Source organism: Paenibacillus sp. FSL R7-0128, assembly GCF_038002245.1.
Classification (GTDB): Bacteria; Bacillota; Bacilli; order Paenibacillales; family Paenibacillaceae; genus Paenibacillus_AQ; species Paenibacillus_AQ silagei.
Window position 1 is genome coordinate 1,581,035 of the sequence record NZ_JBBOCD010000001.1, and the last position, 18,792, is coordinate 1,599,826.

An 18,792-nucleotide genomic window follows, 5' to 3' on the forward strand; every position below is an offset into this window, starting at 1 on the left:
ACTACATTATTAGCATGGAGGTATGTTGAATGCCACTAGTTGCAACTTCTAAACTTGCACCACCACAAGATTGGAAAGAATTTGAGTCACTGACTCGTGATGCGTTAAGTGAAAAGTGGAGTTCTCCTGACTTAGAAATGAACGGGAGGCAAGGACAAGACCAAGCTGGCGTTGATATATTCGGAGAAAACCATAAAGGTGAGTTTGTTGGAGTTCAATGTAAGAATACAGAAAACTTGAACCTTCAAACAATAATTGATGAAGCACAAAAGGCAGAATCCTTTAAACCTGCTATTAATGCTTATTACGTTGCCACTACAGGTAAAAGGGATAGTGTATTACAAGAGTCAGTACGATTAGAGAATATAAAAAGAAAAGCGTCTGGAACGTTTAGTATTCAAATATTATTTTGGGATGACATTCAATCAGAGTTAGCTAAAAACACTATGCTCTTTCAAAAATACTACAGTCAATTTATGACACAGCTACCTCAAGAATCGATTGTAAAAGGAAATCGGATGGTAAGTGCGCTTGATCTTGGGTTCTATGGATTGAATGTTAGGGGTATAATGGGGATTTCATTTGGATTGTTTGGTTGTACCGATAAAGATATTAGGGAGTTTTACTCGATGCTTGAATTAATAGAGGAAGCTCTTTCAGTGATTGCAAATACGGAACAGCTACCGAAAAGAATTGAGGCTCTTAATAATTTCAAGAAAGAAATTAATGCCATAGTTGATGGGAAGATTAAAAAGTGGAAAGAAGCTAACGAGTTGGCTGAGGTCTTAGAAGATTCAATTAGAAATTTGACAAGATGGTTAGAGCCGAATGAGGTTAAAATTTTCGGAATAGGTGCTCAGATGGGGACTTGGGATTATTACACTTATTATCATTATGAATCTTATAGTAGGGAAGGTCTTGATAAACTTTCTAAGCGAATCAACGATTTACTACAGCTAGAAAAATTACCGGATGAAATCGAAAATTATATTCATGACTATCTTGATCCAGATAGTGAAATAGGCAAGGTGAGTAATGCACCAACAAGAACGTTTAATTGGGTAAGACAACATTACATGACTACTTGATCTGTATTATATTGTTATTTACTCTATGGGGGTTACTTTGAATATTATTTTAATGAAGCTTTTCGATGGCTACGTTCGCAACTATCATACATACTTTATTTATAGTGGGTGTAAATTGAGACACGATCCTTAATGGGATAAGATAAGAGAAATGTAGGTTCCTTACTGAAAGAGGTGTGCGGCAAAATGGATGATTTAGAATTCTATGAGCAGTGTATTCAGCGATATGCAGAAAGCCAAAGATTGGACTTAGCCGGAGCAGCGGCTTTTTTACAAGACAAGTTGCAGAACGAAACCGATAGTATAACACGGTTGATTTCGGTAAGAAAGCAGATGCTTACGCCGGAAGACCATAATTTGGTTCATCTAGTTGGTAATAATTTTCCTACTCTAATTGGTGATGATAATTCTGCACTTACCAGTATATTAGGAGAGATTTTTAAGGCTAGTCGCATTTATCATCAAGTTAAATCTTTTGAGGAGTATAATCCCTCACAGCCAATTTTTCAGGCGCACCCAGAGCTTTATGATAAGCTCAGAAAGAAGTCGAACGGAAATCCTGATCTAGAGTTAATTCGATTAGATGCAGTTGGATATAAACCGATTCCCGATTTACCAAAACACAGAACTTGTAAGTACAAAGACTCTTTTCTTCTTATTGATAGATACCTCAACTCAATGGTTCCTTCTTATTTAATACATAAATATGGCACCAAAAAATTATACATTCGAGTCGATCCACACATTGTATCTAAAAAGGCACCGCCACTATCATTAGAAGAAGAGTTTATTCAACCCCCTAACCCGTATTGGATCGAACGATTAATAATTCATCCTGATCAACATGAAGGTAGCGAGTTGTTTTTACCAGAATATACTGCTGAAGATATACAAGGAGATGAATGGAAACGAAAGCAGTGGTGGGAATACCAAATTGATGGCATTCGTAAATTACAAATTGTAGCCACGATGAAGAATGAAGGCAACCAGAAACATTTCAGCATGTCACTAGAGGAACTTTCCGAAGAATCAATTGGTGACGGGATGCTGATTGGAAGAATGATTCACTTGGATGCAATGGATTCGTATGACACACCATTCGATCAGGTGAGACTTAATCATTTGGATCTTGCGATTAACATTTATACAGGGGACAGTATCGAAGAGCGAATGAATTCTACCTTGACCAAAGGCAAGCGAATTACAGACGCGAATTATCGCACTCATCTGATTCGAGCTGACGACATTATGTTCTCCGACCTGCTCGTGATAACCCAAATCTTTTTTCAATCAAAGACAATGGTTAAGGAATGGATTGATAGTCAGTTTCAGTTCCGTTCCGAGTAATGCTTACAAGGTGCAGGGAAAATCTGCACCTCTTTTCTTGTTTGCGTGCCCAGAGGCACGCATTACCTAGTTGGTGAAAGTCCAACCAAAGGAGGGACCAAGCCACCTTTGTAGCTAGGATGCTTGCGCATGGCGAAATCTGTGTGTAAAAGCGCATCGACAAAAGTACCAGTCAGAGACTGGGCGAGCAACAATCCAGGCCGCAACATGAAGTGAATCTTGCCGCGTCGTCAAAAAGGCCCTGCGAAGGGGAAGAGAGGATGCCGAGTCTCGAAACAATAGACGAAGGCCAAGGAAACTGTTCAGAACTTGGAACAGCAGTGAAGAATCCTCCGGCGTATAGGGAACGGCATGGATTGAAAGATAATGCAGTGAACTGGGGAGACCCTCCCCACACGGGAGAAAAAAATTTTTTTTAAGGAACCCGTAGAGAGACGCTCTATAAGTCCAGAAGACGAAGTGAACCGTCTGTGGGAAGGGAGTCCGAGGGGCTTATAGTACCGAAGAACCTAAGGACAACATAACCTTAGGGAGGGAAGGAGCCCTGCTTTGTTTACGCTTTTGGAGGAGGTACGAGTGAGTGAATGCCAAACGGCTAACGACACCCAAGGAAAAAGTTCAAGAACTCCAAGAAAAGCTAGGTCATGCGGCCAAGGAGAACAACAAGCGTAAATTCCACGCCTTGTATGACAAAGTCTACCGGTGGGATGTGCTGTGCGAAGCCTGGAGACGGGTGAAAGCGAATAAGGGAGCTGCGGGAGTAGATGCCGTAACGCTCGCTGAAATCGAGAAACAGGGAGTGACGAGATTTCTCAAAAGATGTGAGCGAGAACTGAAAGCAGGCAGCTACCATCCGCAGCCGGTACGGCGGCACTATATCCCGAAGAAAGACGGGAAGCCAAGACCGCTAGGCATCCCCACCGTGCGTGACCGAGTAGTGCAGATGGCAACCAAGCTGGTGATTGAACCCATCTTTGAAGCCGATTTTAAAGAAGTCTCCTACGGATTTCGTCCGAAGCGAAGTGCGAAAGGAGCGCTGGAACGAATCCGGAAAGCCTGCAACCGCAAAGAAAATTGGGTAGTCGACGTCGATATCCAAGGCTACTTCGACAACATTAATCAGGAGAAGCTCATGAAATGGGTACAAATGCGTATCAATGACAGGCGAATCCTGAAATTAATACGGAAGTGGCTTCATGCGGGAGTGATGGAAGAAGGAAACCTACGGCGCTCCGATCTAGGTACACCCCAAGGTGGCGTCATCTCGCCACTGTTGGCGAATAGATATTTGAACTACTTTGACCGGTTATGGGAGAAACACGGAAGTAGGTTGGGAGAACTGACGAGGTATGCAGACGACTTTGTCGTGGTCTGTAAAACCAAAAAGGATGCAGAACATGCATATGAACTCATCCGCAACATTATGGAATGTCTAGAACTCACGCTACATCCGACCAAAACCCGCATTGTAGGTCTGTGGACAGGAGACGAAGGCTTCGACTTCTTAGGAATGCACCACCGAAAAACGAAAGCAGAAACTTCTCAAGGGAAGTTGTACTATACCACCCAGCAGTGGCTAACGAAGAAGGCAGAGGAACGCATCCGAGGCGTGGTCAAAGACCGATTAGCACCGCCTGGCATGCGCTGGAAATCGTTTGAGGAACACGTGGAATGGCTCAATCCAAAGATACAGGGATGGAGAAATTATTACTACACGAACTACAGCCAAAAGAGGTTAGCGAAGCTGGATTGGTATATTTTGCAGCGATTCACCCGGTGGTATGCAAAGAAGAGAAATCGGAGGAGATGGATGAGTTCATTCCCGGAGGTCAAGTATATGGCCAATAAGTGTGGACTAAAAACGCTATTGTAATCTGCATGCCCATGAATGACAAACATCGGAAAGCCGTATGAGGGAAAACCTCACGTACGGTTTGATGAGGAGGGGCTGGGTCATACCAGCCCTTTACTCTAGATGACTTGTGTACTGTGTTTAATCCTAATCCTAGACTCACATAGTTCAATCACAACTGTGAATCACATATCTCCAATTACTTATGCAAATGCTTCCAGTTCAGTATAATGAGCTTATGCCAATATTCTAAGGTGGTTATCCGAATGAAAGCATCGCAGGAATTTATCAAGCAATTGGAGCTATTATATGAGCAGTATGAGCAAGAAGTAACGGAGAAGCTGAAGGCGGGTCAACTTGAACCTAGCGCGGCTAAGACGTACCTACGTCATTCATCTACATTTGTCAGATGGTGTCGGAATGACTTTGAGACAGGGGTAAGAAAAGCAGGCAGGGGTTAAACTCAAAAGAACAGGGGCGGTGTTATAAGAGTCACCATCCCTGTTCTTTTAATTTATAAAGTTGATTACAGCTTTTCGTACATTTGCTGATTCTGCGGCGTTTTCCCTAATATCTTAAGGGAATTGCTTGCATGCTTCTCAGCGTAGTTTAGGAACATGGAGCCAAGCTTAGTACGATTACCCTTTGCGATCCGGTTCCACTCAAAGCCCCGAAACAGATCTTTGACAAGGAAGACCTCACCTTGAACCAGACTTGGAACAGTTGCTTTGGCAATGTTCATCAAGTCTTCCAAAGAAGTGTTCTTATCGATTAGCATTTTACATCCTCCGTTCTGTTCGAGATTTTCTCGTAGTAGCTAATAGCATATAGCTAGTAGCTATATGCTACACCTGTCATACATATCCGTCAATCCGTTTATCAGGGCATGCTCGATAATTTACTTGCATTAAACCTCCGTCCAAGTTAGAACGGTTACAACCTCAATGGAAGGGGTTATCCCCAAGCTCGTTGAGAACATCGATTCTAATTGGAGGTTAATATGGACCGAAAAGAAGTCGTTAAGGCGCTGAGCGACCATCTAGGAATAGAGCCTAAGTACATGGGAGTTCCGAGCTTCGCTTACCAGATTGAGACTGATACGGAGATTTACTGGATTGACAGAGCGGGTAAAATCACCACATCGAATGGCACGGAGGTTGCTCTTGACAGCTTACTGACCAGTCAGGTTATTGAGAAACAAGAGAAACCTTTAAAATCAGAAGAACCAGTCAGACTAGTCGGACATGTTGATTCAGGTACTCCAGACAAGCCCGCGGCAAACACGAATGTTTCACTGGAAGTAGTTGTCCCGCTGGAAGGTCACACAGGGATAACACTTAGAAATTTGATTAATTTGCTTTACGGCAAACAAGTACTTGTAAAGAGATCGCTTGGTATTGAAGCGAATTTTATCGAAGATAGTTTTGCTAAAGCCATCAATGATGCTAATGTCGATACAATGGAAAAATTCAAGACAGCGATATTTGAAATTGGCAAACAATATTACCCAGGCATCACCTTCAGTTTTGACAGCAGCACGATCAGTTTTGAATTTTTCCCAACTGAACGCACACCCGAGGAGATGCATGTCTATACGCAGCTTGTTGGATTGCTGAACCAGACCGCGATGAATAATGTCTGCAATCGCATCATATGAGTTGCAACTGATAAGAAAAAGGACGATCCGAGGCAGATTGGAAAAAGTTAGAAATGATAAGAAGATTATGCCCATGCGTGTAGCCCCATTTGGTTTTGATAAGTATGAGGAAGGTCAACTAGTAGTAAATGAAACTGAACGTCAGTATGTTCAAATGATTTATGAATGGTATGTACTTGAGAAACTTACTTTGCGTCAAATCGGAGACCGTCTTTACGGTAAAGTTAAACCTAAACGAGCCGAAAGTTCAAACTGGGGAGCATCCAGTATCAGTAAGATCTTGACTTCAGAAATTTATATTGGAAAGTACTATTACAATCGCTGAGAAACTAAGAAGGTTAAAGGCGAACTCACTGATGGAGGTAATCCCAAAAAATCATACACCTTTCGAGACCGTAAGGATTGGTTGACCGTCGATGTTCCCCCGCTTATAGATAGCGAGATGTGGAAACTGGCACAGATGCAACGAGTTCAAAATGATACAAATAAATACGTAGGCAATAAGAAGTATCAGTACTTATTAAAGTCTTTATTGAAATGTGGACATTGCGGAAGAACATATGATGCGACCACTACTAAAGGTGCTAAAGATAAGGAAACCGGTGAGATTGGTAAAAGTCGAAGATATCGTTGCCCTAATACGGTTCCCAAGAAATATGGACCCGAGATTGAAAAATGTATAGCACCTTCTTTTAATGCTGAGCAAATTGAGGACTACATTTGGGGGCAGGTAATCTGAATAATAACTGATCCTGTGAAGTTTGTTAATCAGATCAAGGGTTCCCCCTCCCCCAGAAACACTACACCCCCAACCCGTAACCCCGGGGAGGTACTTCTACTTCTCTTACACAAACTTCTTGACGCTACCCTTGCGGCTTTAAGATATCGGTTAAGTTATATAAAAAACTTATCGAGTATCTATCATGACTGTCCAATAATATCTCAGCAACTATCCGATCAGAGATATCGCTTGTTTTTTACTTGCAAAAAACAGTATGAAGAGCAGAGACAGCCGAATGTACGGTGGTGTGAGAGGAGGGAGGCTCACCGCCTCCTCCTACTCGATTTATAGCATATTCTTGGCGACAAAGCCTATGGCTCCGAAGCGATTCGGAATTGGATCACAGCTAAACAGGCATCCTACACCATCCCGCTTAAAGCGAATAGTCAAAACCCATGGAACGTCGATTGGTATCGGTATAAAGAACGCCACTTAGTGGAGTGCTTTTTCAATAAAATCAAGCACTTTCGCCGTGTGGCTACTCGCTACGATAGACAAGCCAAGTCATTCTTGGCATTTGTATACGTGGCTTCCATTTTTAAATTGACTCAATGAAGAGTTTTCAGACACGACCTAAATGTGAATAGTATAAAAAATTCTTTCTCACAGAAGTAAAAAAGGCTTAAGCTTCCGTTTATCTTAATTAGGAGAGAAAAACTGTGGACATTATTTGTATAAGATTTACATTACTTGAACAAATAACTTCAATAAGTGAATATATGGTTTACTTAAAGTTTTTACCTGAAGAAAAGTGTGAACGTTTAAGTCGATACATTCGTAAAGGGGACTTTCTCCGGTCGCTGGCCGCAGACCTTCTTATCCGTGTACTTCTCGGTAAGCAATTAGGTTTGAAAAATTCAGATATTCAAATTGAATCAAATGCTTATGGTAAGCCATATTTAGCGACATATCCGGTAGAATTCAATGTGTCTCATTCTGGAGAATGGGTTGTAGCTGTAGTTGGTCAAAGTCCTGTCGGTATAGACGTGGAGAAGATTCAACCAATAGAGATGGATATTGCTAAAAGGTTCTTCGCGGAGAAATAATATAAAGAATTAATTTTAAAGGATGAAAAGGAGAAAATTCAGTATTTTTATGATTTATGGACATTAAAGGAAAGCTATATTAAAGCTTATGGTCAAGGCTTGACCATCCCATTAAATTTAGTATCATTTTCGGTTAACGGTAATGATATTTTATTTGAGAATAGGCACAGCCCTGAGCGTTATTATTTTCGTCAATATCAGGTACATCCTCAGTACAAGTTAGCTGTGTGCAGCTTAAGTGAGGATTTTCCGCCAAAATTCATAATATGGGGTCTTGATCAATTATTAGACGCTGTAAGGCAGTTGGAAGATAGTTCTGGAGAGCATGTTTGAGTAAGGGATGAACAAATATTGATCCAATTTGTCTTATACCTGATGCCCTCACGCCCTGATATGAACAAGGTGGGGGCATCAGGTATTTGTATTATCAATAAAATAACAGGGTTTGGGAAATATGATATTTAGTACATTAAACTTTAAAAAAACAAAGTAATATGAATAATAAGGAAATATTTTGATTAATATGGGGGGGATATTATTAGGGAGGCAAGAGTTTGGAAATTAAATTGTATATGAAGTATCCAATTATTGATTGCTATCCAAATCATGCAAACTTACTATCGATAATCTCACAAAATAAGAATTATTTAGACTGGGTTTTTAATATTTATCTGCAATTATTCGCCGACAAAAATGACTATATAAAAGATATTCTGAGATTAGACTTTTATACAAATGATCATTTCCATTTTTGCTCATGGATTAATCTGCAAAAAGTGTCAAGAAAAATGGTGGATAGGCTTTACAGGTCTTTCACTGATTTTCTTAAAGATATTCTAAAAAGTCTTATGTTTATCTGCTGGTTGATACTTTTTATATTTCGAAATACACCGACACTTTCCAACAAACACATCAGGAACATGATATTTTATCTTTGGAGTAGATACTGACAGAATGGTATTTTATACTGCAGATAACTATGCTAATGGAAGACATAGCTATACAGAAGTTTTGTTTAGCGAATTGAATGCAGCCTACGAAAGTTTTAATATTTTGGATCTTGAAGATTGGTTGGAAGGAATTAAACTTGTCAATTACGAGGTGGAAAACTACTTTGGGATTTAAAGAATGGGAACCGTAGAGAGATATTGTAATCCTAATGATCAATGGATGAGTCATGTAAGTGATATGGGGTTTATATGGGAAAATATCACATTATGGTTAACTTTTTAATGTGTGCCAAAGAGGTTTGGAATAAATGTCCTTTATATGTATTGTGGCAGCACAAAAAAGTTATGTTAATGAGATTAGAATATTTGGAACCAAAAAGAATAGTTACGAATTCCTATATTAGCGATTACTTGGAGATTGAACGTGATTCTCACTTGGTCAGCAAATTATATATTAAGTATATATTTACAAAGAATGAATCGTTAAAGATAAAATAATCAATAACCTACAAAAAATTCAGTCGCACGAAAGGGAAGTACTAGCTAAAGTATTGAATGAATTGATGTGTGAACGCGATATATCTGACATTGCTGCAATACAATAATCATACTGAAGAATTTAATATTGTAAACGCAAACATTGGACTAATAAAGTTGGAACAATTCCCTGCCAGTAAAGCCAATACTCTTAAATTAGTGAAGGTGATCTTCTGTGGGTTGGTACGCATTGTATGTTGAAAGCGGTAAGGAAGAAATAGTAACCGACTATTTAATGAAGCAGCATCCGAGTTACAAGTTTGTCCTGCCTAGACGTTATTTGACGGAAAGGAGAGGCGGAGAAACGGTTGCAACGTTAAAATTATTATTTCCAGGCTATATTTTTGCGAATATCGATTCAGGACTAAACTTCCAGAAGTATTACGACTTAAAAAAAACACCTCATTTATACCGTTTAATTAATTACGATACAGAATATTTAAAGCTAGAGTTAAAAAACGTGAAGAAAGTTAACAAAGAGTACTGTGAAACTTTAAAAAGTGAAGCATTTCAAAATAGTTATTTTAAAGAGGTGGATGAAAAGGATTTATTATTTATAACTAACTTGCTCGATGATGGCCATATTATTCAGCCCTCTAATTTTAGAATTAAAGACGGTATAATAGAAGTGGTTTCCGGGCCTCTGGTAGGAAAAGAATATTTGATAAAAAAGATTGATAAGCGCAAGCACAAGGTGAAAATACATGTCTCATTACTTTACGAAGAAAAGGATTTTTACATAGAAGGTAATTATATAGACAACTAATAAGTGTAGTAGAGTTTTTTGAAGTTTCCCGCAGAATTAACACATTTTAAAAATGTTCCATTTTTGTCGAATTTATCTATTGATATATATATAATTCAAGCTGATAATTTAATAGAAGTCTCTATAAGTTATACGTTGTTTCGGCACGATAACCGCTAATGGAGATCATATATTTATAGTTCCCGTAGTGCAGGTGGATACTTGGATGACATGGTGAAACTATGTCTTTATAAGGCAATCAATTAATAAATGCATCTCTGAAACGAAAAAGGTGAGACACCCAGTGTCTTGTCTTTTTTTTATATTATTATATGTACGGAGGTAGTTAGTTATGGAGGAAAGGGACGTACAATATTATCCTTTAACCCATCCTCAACGCAGGGTTTGGGTTATTGAGGAAATTTATTCAGGAACATCCGTCCATAATATTGGCGGCCCGGTAAACATTGGAGGGATGGTTAACTTCAAATTAATGGAGCAAGCTATAAAATCCGTCATCAGAAGCAACGAAGGAATCCGGGTACAGCTAAAAAAAGTAAACGGCGTTGTCATGCAGTTTATAGCGGAATATAGAAGTGAGGATATTGACATCCCTATTATTGATTTCCGCAGTCATAAAGTACCGGAACAAGCATTCGATGACTGGGTGAAGGAAGAAGCGCAACTGCCATTCTTCAAAGAAAACAGTAATCTTTTCCGTTTTGTGATGTACATATTAAATGATAGACAATGCGGTTATTTTGTTAAATTACATCATATTATAGCGGATGGCTGGTCCATCCATTTGTTAACAAATCAGATTGCAGATCACTATAAGCAATTTACAGGAATTCAGGAATATGCGGGTGCAGACGCACTGCCGTTCAGTGAGTATATTGCAATTGAAAACAATTATTTATCTTCAAAGCGGCGTTTAAAGGATAAAGCGTTCTGGTGTGACAAGTTTAACATCATACCAGAAGATTGTAGCTCAGTCCATTTAGAGGTAAAGAAAGGGTGTAGAGAATCATTTATTCTAGACCCGCATACAGCTGCTCAATGGAAACAATATGTTAGAGATAATGAAATTACAATTAACACATTCTTTATAAGTATGTTCGTTGCGTATTTTTATTTGTATTTAAACAAGTCTGAACTGGTAATCGGAACTCCGGTATTGAACCGTTCAGGGAAAAAGGAAAAAGGAATCTTCGGTATGTTCACAAGTACGATGCCGTTCAGGTTCAGGGTGGAGCCTAGTACATCTGTATTGGAGACATTTAAATCCATCCAAAGGGAACTCAAGGAATGCTACTTCCACCAGAAGTATCCCTATGACATGATGATTCACGACCTCAAAGAACGACACCCACATATAAACGGACTGATGAAAATAAGCATCAATTATTACAATACGGCGTTGCCTAATGCTATCAATGATCTGAAAGTTGAAAATAAGGAATTCTACAATGGATGTCAGCTGTACGACCTGCATGTCATCATCAGAGATTGGGACGCAGACGGCGCTCTTACAATTGATATTGACTACAAAACAGATTTGTATTGCAGGGATCAGATCAATCATATGTATGGGACAATTACAGATATCGCGGAACAAATGATAAAGCATCCTCTTAATAGCATACTTGGCCTTCATGTCCCGACTGAGAGTGATAATATCCGGGAAGAGTATAACCGTACAGAATCCGCATATCCCCGGAATAAGCTTGTCTATCAATTATTTGAAGAGTATGTGGATGAATGTCCGGATGCACGGGCTGTAAGCTTCGGCTCAGAGGTTATGACGTATGACCAACTGAACCGGAAGGCCAACCAGCTTGGAAGATTTCTGAGGTCAAGGAATGTGGGTGTGGAATCGGTAGTAGGCATCCTTACCCGACATTCCATTGAGACGGTTATCAGTATACTTGCAGTCTTGAAGACGGGAGGCGCATATCTTCCTTTGGACCCGTCTTATCCGCCGGATCGAATAAAGTATATGCTGCAGGATGCGAATGTACAGATACTTCTTGTTAATAATACATCGTTTCCCGACAATGATTTCTGGGGGGAAGTCGTCCATGTTCAAGACTCATCCCTGTACAATGGGGAAGACAGGAATTTGAACGTTGTGAATTCCCCAGAAGATCTTGCGTATGTGATCTATACTTCGGGATCAACCGGGAGACCCAAAGGTGTCATGATTGAGCATCGCAATTTGGTGAACTATATCTGGTGGGCAAAGCAAGTTTATGTTAAAGCACCCCGCGAGGTGTTTGCATTCTATTCTTCACTCGCCTTTGATCTAACAGTAACCTCCGTCTTTACGCCATTGTTGAGCGGCGGCGAGATCGCAGTGTATGAGGATAATGCGTATGAATATGTTTTTTATCGGATATTTAAAGACAAACATGCGACGGTTGTGAAGGCCACACCCTCACATTTGAACTTAATAAAGGACAAAATATATAAGGAGTCCTGTGTCCATACATTAATCGTCGGCGGTGAGGATTTGAAGCAGGCGTTGGCACAGGCCGTCTATGACAATTTTGACGGGAACATCCGCATTTACAACGAATATGGTCCGACAGAAACGACGGTAGGTTGTATGATCCACCGCTTTGAGCCGCAACTGGAAAGGGCTGCGTCGGTCTCTATCGGGAAACCCAGCCATAATAACCGAATCTATATACTCGATGAAAAACAAAGGCCAGTTCCTACAGGGGTATCCGGGGAGATTTATATCTCAGGGGATAGTGTCGGGAGAGGCTATATGAATCAACCAGAGACAACTAAAGATAAATTTATGGAAGATCCGTTTAATAAAGGGAACCGGATGTACCGCACAGGAGACTTGGGAAAATTATTAGCCTCAGCCAGTTGCTTGGAGTATCTCGGGCGGATGGACCAGCAAGTGAAGATTAGAGGCTTCAGGGTGGAATTACCGGAAATTGAGAACCTTTTGCTGAAGCACAGGAATATTGAGCATGTGACGATTGTTGACCATAATATCAACGGGGCTGTTGCTTTAGTCGCTTATTATGTTGCCAAGAAGGATATTAACGATAAGGACCTTCGACGTTTTGTATCCGGGCAGCTGCCGGATTATATGTGTCCGCTTTACTTTATCAGGATGGATACAATGCCCCTTACCCCCAACGGGAAAATTGACCGTTCGGCACTTCCGGTTCCTGAGCAGGGTGCTTCTGATTCAACGGAGCGCCTAGTGACAGAGAGGGGAGCAGCGGAACATGACATCAGCGGGTTATTTCTTTCTGTCGTCCAAAATATTCTCAATGTCTCCCAATTATCCCTAAAGGATAACTTTTACCATGTGGGGGGCGATTCCATAAAAGCTATTCAAATTGCTTCCGCATTATTAGACCAGTTCGGCTTAAAAATAAGTGTACGGGATATCTTGTCGTTTCCTGTTATTGAACAGATGATAGATTGTTTAGAATTGAATACTGGTAGCGTACAGGAAGTGCTTCAAGGAAATATTGAGGATACACCGATTGTGCGCTGGTTTAAGTCGCAGCAGTTAGCCAGCCCGGGGCACTATATGCAATCGGTGGTACTTAACATGAAGCGGAACACCGATAAGAATATGCTGCAACGGGCGGTTCAAGAGCTCATCCGTGTACATGATGGCTTAAGAATTAACCTGGACAAAGAATCGGGTAGCATGTTCTATAATAACCGGCATTTAAACGTTCCGTTAGTAGTTGGCTCTTATGACCTCAGCGGGCTGTCCGCAGGGGAGCAAGCTGAGCAAATGGACCACATCAGTTTCCAGTTAAACAGGGCTTTTGACCTGAATAATGACCTCTTATTGAGAGTATGCTTGGCGGATTTAGGCGCACAGAGACAAGTATGTATGATCGTGGCCCATCATCTTATCATAGACGGAGTATCCTGGCGGATCCTCTTGCGCGACCTGGACGGACTGATCGGGAAAGGGGGAGCTTTTTCTGCCAATTCCTTGGTGAGAACCCATTCGCTTAAAGAATGGTCCGATGCGATGATTTGCAGGCTGGACGATCTGGAGCAGGAAGAGCAAGAATATTGGAGCGTGGTTGCCGCTAAGTCGGCTTCTTTTCAAGGGGATGATCAGGAAGTAGCCCGGGAAGATGATATCATCGCAAATTGTATTGTGCATGAATGGGGATTCAGTGAGGAAACCACGCTTCATTTGACCACTGCAGCCAACGTGAGGCTTCATTCTTCTATGAATGAATTGCTATTGTTGTCCTTTATAAGGACCATGAACGATTTAACAGGGGAACTCGATATAGTCTTTGAATTAGAAGGGCATGGACGAGATGGCCTGGATACGGATATTGATTTGAGCAGGACGGTGGGATGGTTCACTTCCATTTATCCGGTGAGAATAACGTTAGGGTCAGGCAGCCTGCAGAACCAACTGGGCGAGTTGAGAGACCAACTCCAGGCAATTCCGAATAAGGGTAACGGATTTGGTCTTTTACAATATCATAAGGGTTTGTTTACAGGGACATGCCAGAAATATATCCGGTTCAATTATCTGGGAGATCTGGCGCTTGACATGGACAGTTTTGATCTCGACCTAACCAAGCGGAAATATGAGAATCACCCGGGCAATCAATGTACATCCCTGATGGACATCAATATTTATATAATCAACCGCCGGCTTTTTACAGAAATATGCTATAACCATAAGCGCTATACAATGAAGTCTATTCACCGGTTAGCGGCAATCTTCAAGGAGAATATTGAGAGGATCGCCCAATGGGGGGCAGATTCAGGGGCAGCAGGCAGACGTTCCAATTTAGATTTTCATTCCGTCGATTTAACGCAGGATGAGGTGAATTACATTCTAGATTCATTATAAGTGAGGAAGGAACGTCATAATGAAGAGGATTGTTTTTAGCAATGGGGTTATAGTTGCGGCTGTTTGCATTATCCTTTTGATGTCTGTATGTACAGGGTATGCATTTGCTTCCGGAGGCAATAGTGGCGATCCTTCCAGTCAACTCGAAGAGATTGAAGGGTATATCAATAAACAAATGCGCGAGGGGAGAATACCCGGTATTTCCGTTGTCGTAGTGAAGGATAACAAAACTATATTAAAAAAGGGTTACGGATATGCGGATAAGCAGAACAAAGTCAAGGTGTCTCCTGATACTCTCTTTGAATTGGGCTCGACAAGCAAAGCTTTTACAGCGATAGGAGTTCTTCAATTAGTAGAAAACGGATTAATCCGCTTAGAGGATCCTGTGACCAAATATCTGCCGTGGTTTGAGGCAAGCTATTCCGGTGAATATAAAGGGCACCAAATATCGGAGAAGGTCCCAATTACCCTTGAACAGCTGCTTCATCACACAAGTGGCATTCCTTTTAAAACGATTGGGGATATCCCTATTGACAGCACATCCATGGCGCTGGAGAACACTGTTAAAAATGTGAGTGGCGTTCATCTTGATTTTTATCCGGGTGAGCGTTTTTTGTATGCGACTATTAATTATGACATTCTTGGGCTCATCATAGAGAAATGTACCGGCCAGTCCTTCGAGGACTATCTGCAGAATGAAGTCATGCTGAAACTGGGAATGAATCAAACCTACCTAGGCCGAAATAAATCGGACAGTGGACGGATTGCAGAGGGCTATAAGCTGAAATTTTTAAGAGCTGCAGCCTATCAGGCGCCGGAATACCGCGGAAATACACCTGCAGGCTATATTATTTCTAACGCAAGTGACACTGAGCGTTGGCTGCAGATCCAGCTTGGAAAAGCCGAACTGCCATCTTCATTGGCAAAACTGATTAGTGCATCTCATGAGCCGGACAGATCGGTTATGCCTGGGCCGAACGGTTCTTCCTATGCCGCAGGGTGGAACGTTTTTCAGAAGGGCGGAGGGGAGCTTTCACATGCTGGCTCGAACCCCAATTATTCTTCATTCTTTTCAATTCGTCCCTCGGATGGCGTGGGAGTAGCTGTCTTGGCAAATCTGAACAGCTCATATACAGAGCTGATCGGGCAAGGAATTACAGAAATTCTACAGGGCTATGAACCTTCGAATGCTATAACCGGAGATACTTACAAGTCGGCTGACACAATATCCTTTGTAATCTTTTGTGTAGCGGTACCGGCATCTTTAGCTATTATGTTCTTTTTGATCATGTCTCTGATTCAAATTCACAGGCAAGGCTGGAGAGCAAAGGGGAATTTCATTCAATCCTTTTTAAAAGTATTATTTGCCCTTATTGTTCTTCTCTCCGTCGGTTTTTCCTTATACAAAATGCCGGCCCTCTTGTTTTGGGGATTGCCTTGGAGTTTTGTTAACGTATGGGCACCAAACAGCGTAATTTACGCTGTTGCTCTGCTATACGTTACGGTGGGTTTGTTTGTTGTCTATAGTCTGATTTCTTCAATCTTTGAAGCGAAAGAAAAAAGACAAGGATTGATATTCTCTCTGATCTCCTTAAGTTTACTAAGCGGGTTTGGCAACGCCCTAATCATCTTTGTCATCAACGAAGCGCTGAATCGTAATGGTGATACAGATACAGCTTTGGTTATGTATTTTGTTCTGGGGATCTTGATTTATGTATTCGGTCAGAGGATTGTAAGATCTAAATTTATTCATATAACAAATAACCTGGTGTACGAAAAAAGATCCGAGCTGATTACCAAAATTCTAGGTTCGGATTATGAGCAGTTCGAGAAGATCGATAACGGCAAGCTGTATGCCGGGCTTAATAACGATACAGAGAACATCAGCAATTTTGTGAATATTTTCGTTTCGTTGATTACAAATATTGTAACGTTGCTTTGTTGCTTTATCTATCTCGGTGTTATCAACTTTTATGGTCTTTTATCCTCAATCATTTTTATTGCTATTGCTGCGGGTTTGTATTTTGCCACCGGTAAATCAGCGAATAAATTATGGGAGGAAACCCGAGATTCGCAGAACCTTTTCTTCGGTTTCATTCGTGACATGGTCGACGGATTTAAAGAACTCAACTTGAATAGGAGAAAACGCTCCGAATTTCATGAGGATATGATGGAATGTTGCGATAATTACAAAAGAAAGCAAATTGCCGGGAATTTGAAATTCACGAACGTTTTTGTTATTGGGGAGCTATTGTTTACTTTTGTAATTGGTGTCGTAGTATTTTTGTTTCCGGTCATATTTGATAATGTGCAAAATAACTCTTTGCGCAGCTATGTATTGGTCTTTCTTTACATGACAGGTCCTGTTAACGGAGTTCTGAATGCGATCCCTAACCTGTTTCAGATCAGAATTAGCTGGAACAGATTAAATCAATTGATTGATCTGCTGGGGAACGGGACGGTGGATTCAATAGAACCCGCTCCGGCAACCCCTGACAGAGAGCGAAAGAGAATAGACCTCCAGTTAAAGGAAGTTGCATTCAGATATAATACCGAAAGTGGGCATGAGTTTCTGCTCGGTCCCCTCTCTTGTTCGTTTAAGTCTGGAGAGGTAACTTTCATAACAGGAGGAAACGGGAGCGGCAAATCCACTCTGGCCAAAATAATCACAGGGTTGTATTCCCAACATTCCGGCAGCATCTCGCTTAACGGGGAGGAGTCAGGGTCAGAGCAATTGAAGGGTTTATACACAACCGTCTTCAACGACTATTATCTGTTCAAAAAGCTGTATGGAATGAACGAAGATAACCGGTTGAAGGATGCCTTAGTAGATGATCTGCTTGCTGAATTGCAGGTTGCGGACAAAGTAAGAATTGAAAACGGAGAGTTTAGCACCGTAGATCTCTCTACCGGACAACGAAAAAGATTGGCGCTGTTTGTAAGTTATATAGAGGATAAACCGATTTTTCTTTTTGACGAATGGGCGTCTGATCAAGACCCCGAATTCCGCAGCTACTTCTACAGTCATTTGTTGTTTCAGTTGAAGGAAAAATCGAAATGTGTAATTGTCATTACTCATGATGATCAATACTTCCATCTGGCAGATCAAATTATAAAGATGGATTTGGGGAAAATTGTGCCCCAATCGCAATACATAGCATCAGCTCTTATCTTTGCCGCAAAGGATGAATTAGTTCAATGAATGAAAAAATGCGCATCTATTGTCTTCCTCATGCCGGGGGTTCAGCGATGATGTACCACAAGTGGAAAAAATATTTCAATCCGGAGATAGGGATCATGCCTATCGAATTGGCCGGAAGGGGCAAACGGTTTACAAATGCTTTGTATGATCGGTTTGATGAGGCGGTCGAAGATGTATTCCAACAAATAACGTCAACCTTGGACTCCGCCCCTTTCTTTCTATTTGGACATAGTATGGGTAGCTGGCTGGCACTCGAGGTAACCTATCAGCTGATTGAGCACGGTTATCCTGAACCCAAAGGATTATTTCTGTCAGGCAGAAGGCCTCCTCACGTAGCGGGCGATAAAACAGTGTATCACACTCTTTCCAACGATAAATTTATCGAAGCGGTGTTGAAACTGGGAGGCGCGAACCCGGAGGTATTTGAGAATGAGGATTTAGCCAAAATCTTTATCCCCATTTTACGGTCCGACTTTAAGATGCTTGAGAATTACACATATAACAAGAAGAATAAGCTTACCTGTGATCTGTATGCTTTGATGGGTGAAGAGGATGCACTGGTTTCTTATCCGATCATGGAGCAATGGAAGGAATATTCAGATGGACCTACGGAGATTCGGTTATTCAACGGCGGACATTTCTACCTAAATGATAGAGAAGAGGAACTGATCCGATACCTGAACAGCCGAATCCTTGTGTCACAATAAGAGGGTGGGG

General features: G+C 41.1%; 13 protein-coding genes. 12 read left to right on the forward strand and 1 reads right to left on the reverse strand.

The annotated features are described in order from the left end of the window. Positions 1-29 precede the first annotated feature (29 nt). From NST26_RS06700 to ltrA, 3 genes are all read left to right on the forward strand, one after another. Positions 30-1,088, forward strand: a complete 1,059-nt coding sequence (locus NST26_RS06700; protein ID WP_051478204.1) for a hypothetical protein — start codon at positions 30-32, stop codon at positions 1,086-1,088. A 186-nt stretch (positions 1,089-1,274) separates the two neighbouring features. Further along, on the forward strand, positions 1,275-2,435 hold the full coding sequence (locus tag NST26_RS06705; protein WP_036727771.1) for a hypothetical protein: 1,161 nt from the start codon (positions 1,275-1,277) through the stop codon (positions 2,433-2,435). A gap of 580 nt (positions 2,436-3,015) precedes the next feature. Further along, on the forward strand, positions 3,016-4,308 hold the full coding sequence (gene ltrA, locus NST26_RS06710) for a group II intron reverse transcriptase/maturase (RefSeq protein WP_036727773.1): 1,293 nt from the start codon (positions 3,016-3,018) through the stop codon (positions 4,306-4,308). A gap of 505 nt (positions 4,309-4,813) precedes the next feature. On the opposite strand, the gene NST26_RS06715 is transcribed toward ltrA, so the two are convergent. Beyond that, on the reverse strand, positions 4,814-5,065 hold the full coding sequence (locus NST26_RS06715; RefSeq protein ID WP_235191965.1) for a single-stranded DNA-binding protein: 252 nt from the start codon (positions 5,063-5,065) through the stop codon (positions 4,814-4,816). Positions 5,066-5,287: 222 nt separating this feature from the next. Here NST26_RS06715 and NST26_RS06720 point away from each other — a divergent pair, with 222 nt between their 5' ends. The 9 genes from NST26_RS06720 to NST26_RS06755 all read left to right on the forward strand — a co-directional run bounded on the left by NST26_RS06720 (position 5,288) and on the right by NST26_RS06755 (position 18,782). Further along, entirely contained in the window at positions 5,288-5,944 is a 657-nt protein-coding gene (locus NST26_RS06720; RefSeq protein WP_051478205.1) for a hypothetical protein, read from the forward strand. A 37-nt stretch (positions 5,945-5,981) separates the two neighbouring features. Beyond that, a complete protein-coding gene (locus NST26_RS06725) occupies positions 5,982-6,269 on the forward strand; it encodes a recombinase family protein (protein WP_162174707.1) in 288 nt (95 codons plus the stop codon). Between the two features lie 135 nt (positions 6,270-6,404). Beyond that, a complete protein-coding gene (locus tag NST26_RS33980) occupies positions 6,405-6,683 on the forward strand; it encodes a zinc ribbon domain-containing protein (protein WP_162174708.1) in 279 nt (92 codons plus the stop codon). A gap of 701 nt (positions 6,684-7,384) precedes the next feature. Further along, on the forward strand, positions 7,385-7,771 hold the full coding sequence (locus tag NST26_RS06735) for a 4'-phosphopantetheinyl transferase family protein (RefSeq protein ID WP_051478208.1): 387 nt from the start codon (positions 7,385-7,387) through the stop codon (positions 7,769-7,771). A 12-nt stretch (positions 7,772-7,783) separates the two neighbouring features. Beyond that, entirely contained in the window at positions 7,784-8,104 is a 321-nt protein-coding gene (locus tag NST26_RS33985) for a 4'-phosphopantetheinyl transferase family protein (protein ID WP_081751260.1), read from the forward strand. A 1,329-nt stretch (positions 8,105-9,433) separates the two neighbouring features. Then, a complete protein-coding gene (loaP, locus tag NST26_RS06740; protein WP_036727781.1) occupies positions 9,434-10,024 on the forward strand; it encodes an antiterminator LoaP in 591 nt (196 codons plus the stop codon). A gap of 331 nt (positions 10,025-10,355) precedes the next feature. After that, complete coding sequence (locus NST26_RS06745; RefSeq protein ID WP_340955298.1) at positions 10,356-14,873, forward strand: amino acid adenylation domain-containing protein; 4,518 nt, start codon at positions 10,356-10,358, stop codon at positions 14,871-14,873. A gap of 19 nt (positions 14,874-14,892) precedes the next feature. Continuing rightward, on the forward strand, positions 14,893-18,075 hold the full coding sequence (locus NST26_RS06750; RefSeq protein WP_340955297.1) for a cyclic peptide export ABC transporter: 3,183 nt from the start codon (positions 14,893-14,895) through the stop codon (positions 18,073-18,075). Next, a complete protein-coding gene (locus NST26_RS06755; RefSeq protein WP_036727785.1) occupies positions 18,072-18,782 on the forward strand; it encodes a thioesterase II family protein in 711 nt (236 codons plus the stop codon). Before NST26_RS06750 ends, NST26_RS06755 begins: the two co-directional genes overlap by 4 nt. Positions 18,783-18,792: the final 10 nt, after the last annotated feature.

Coding starts and splice junctions, on each gene's coding strand:
- NST26_RS06700 (WP_051478204.1), top strand. CDS start 30: ATGCCACTAGTTGCAACTTCTAAACTTGCACCACCACAAGATTGGAAA.
- NST26_RS06705 (WP_036727771.1), top strand. CDS start 1,275: ATGGATGATTTAGAATTCTATGAGCAGTGTATTCAGCGATATGCAGAA.
- NST26_RS06715 (WP_235191965.1), bottom strand. CDS start 5,065: ATGCTAATCGATAAGAACACTTCTTTGGAAGACTTGATGAACATTGCC.
- NST26_RS06720 (WP_051478205.1), top strand. CDS start 5,288: ATGGACCGAAAAGAAGTCGTTAAGGCGCTGAGCGACCATCTAGGAATA.
- NST26_RS33980 (WP_162174708.1), top strand. CDS start 6,405: ATGCAACGAGTTCAAAATGATACAAATAAATACGTAGGCAATAAGAAG.
- NST26_RS06745 (WP_340955298.1), top strand. CDS start 10,356: ATGGAGGAAAGGGACGTACAATATTATCCTTTAACCCATCCTCAACGC.
- NST26_RS06750 (WP_340955297.1), top strand. CDS start 14,893: ATGAAGAGGATTGTTTTTAGCAATGGGGTTATAGTTGCGGCTGTTTGC.
- NST26_RS06755 (WP_036727785.1), top strand. CDS start 18,072: ATGAATGAAAAAATGCGCATCTATTGTCTTCCTCATGCCGGGGGTTCA.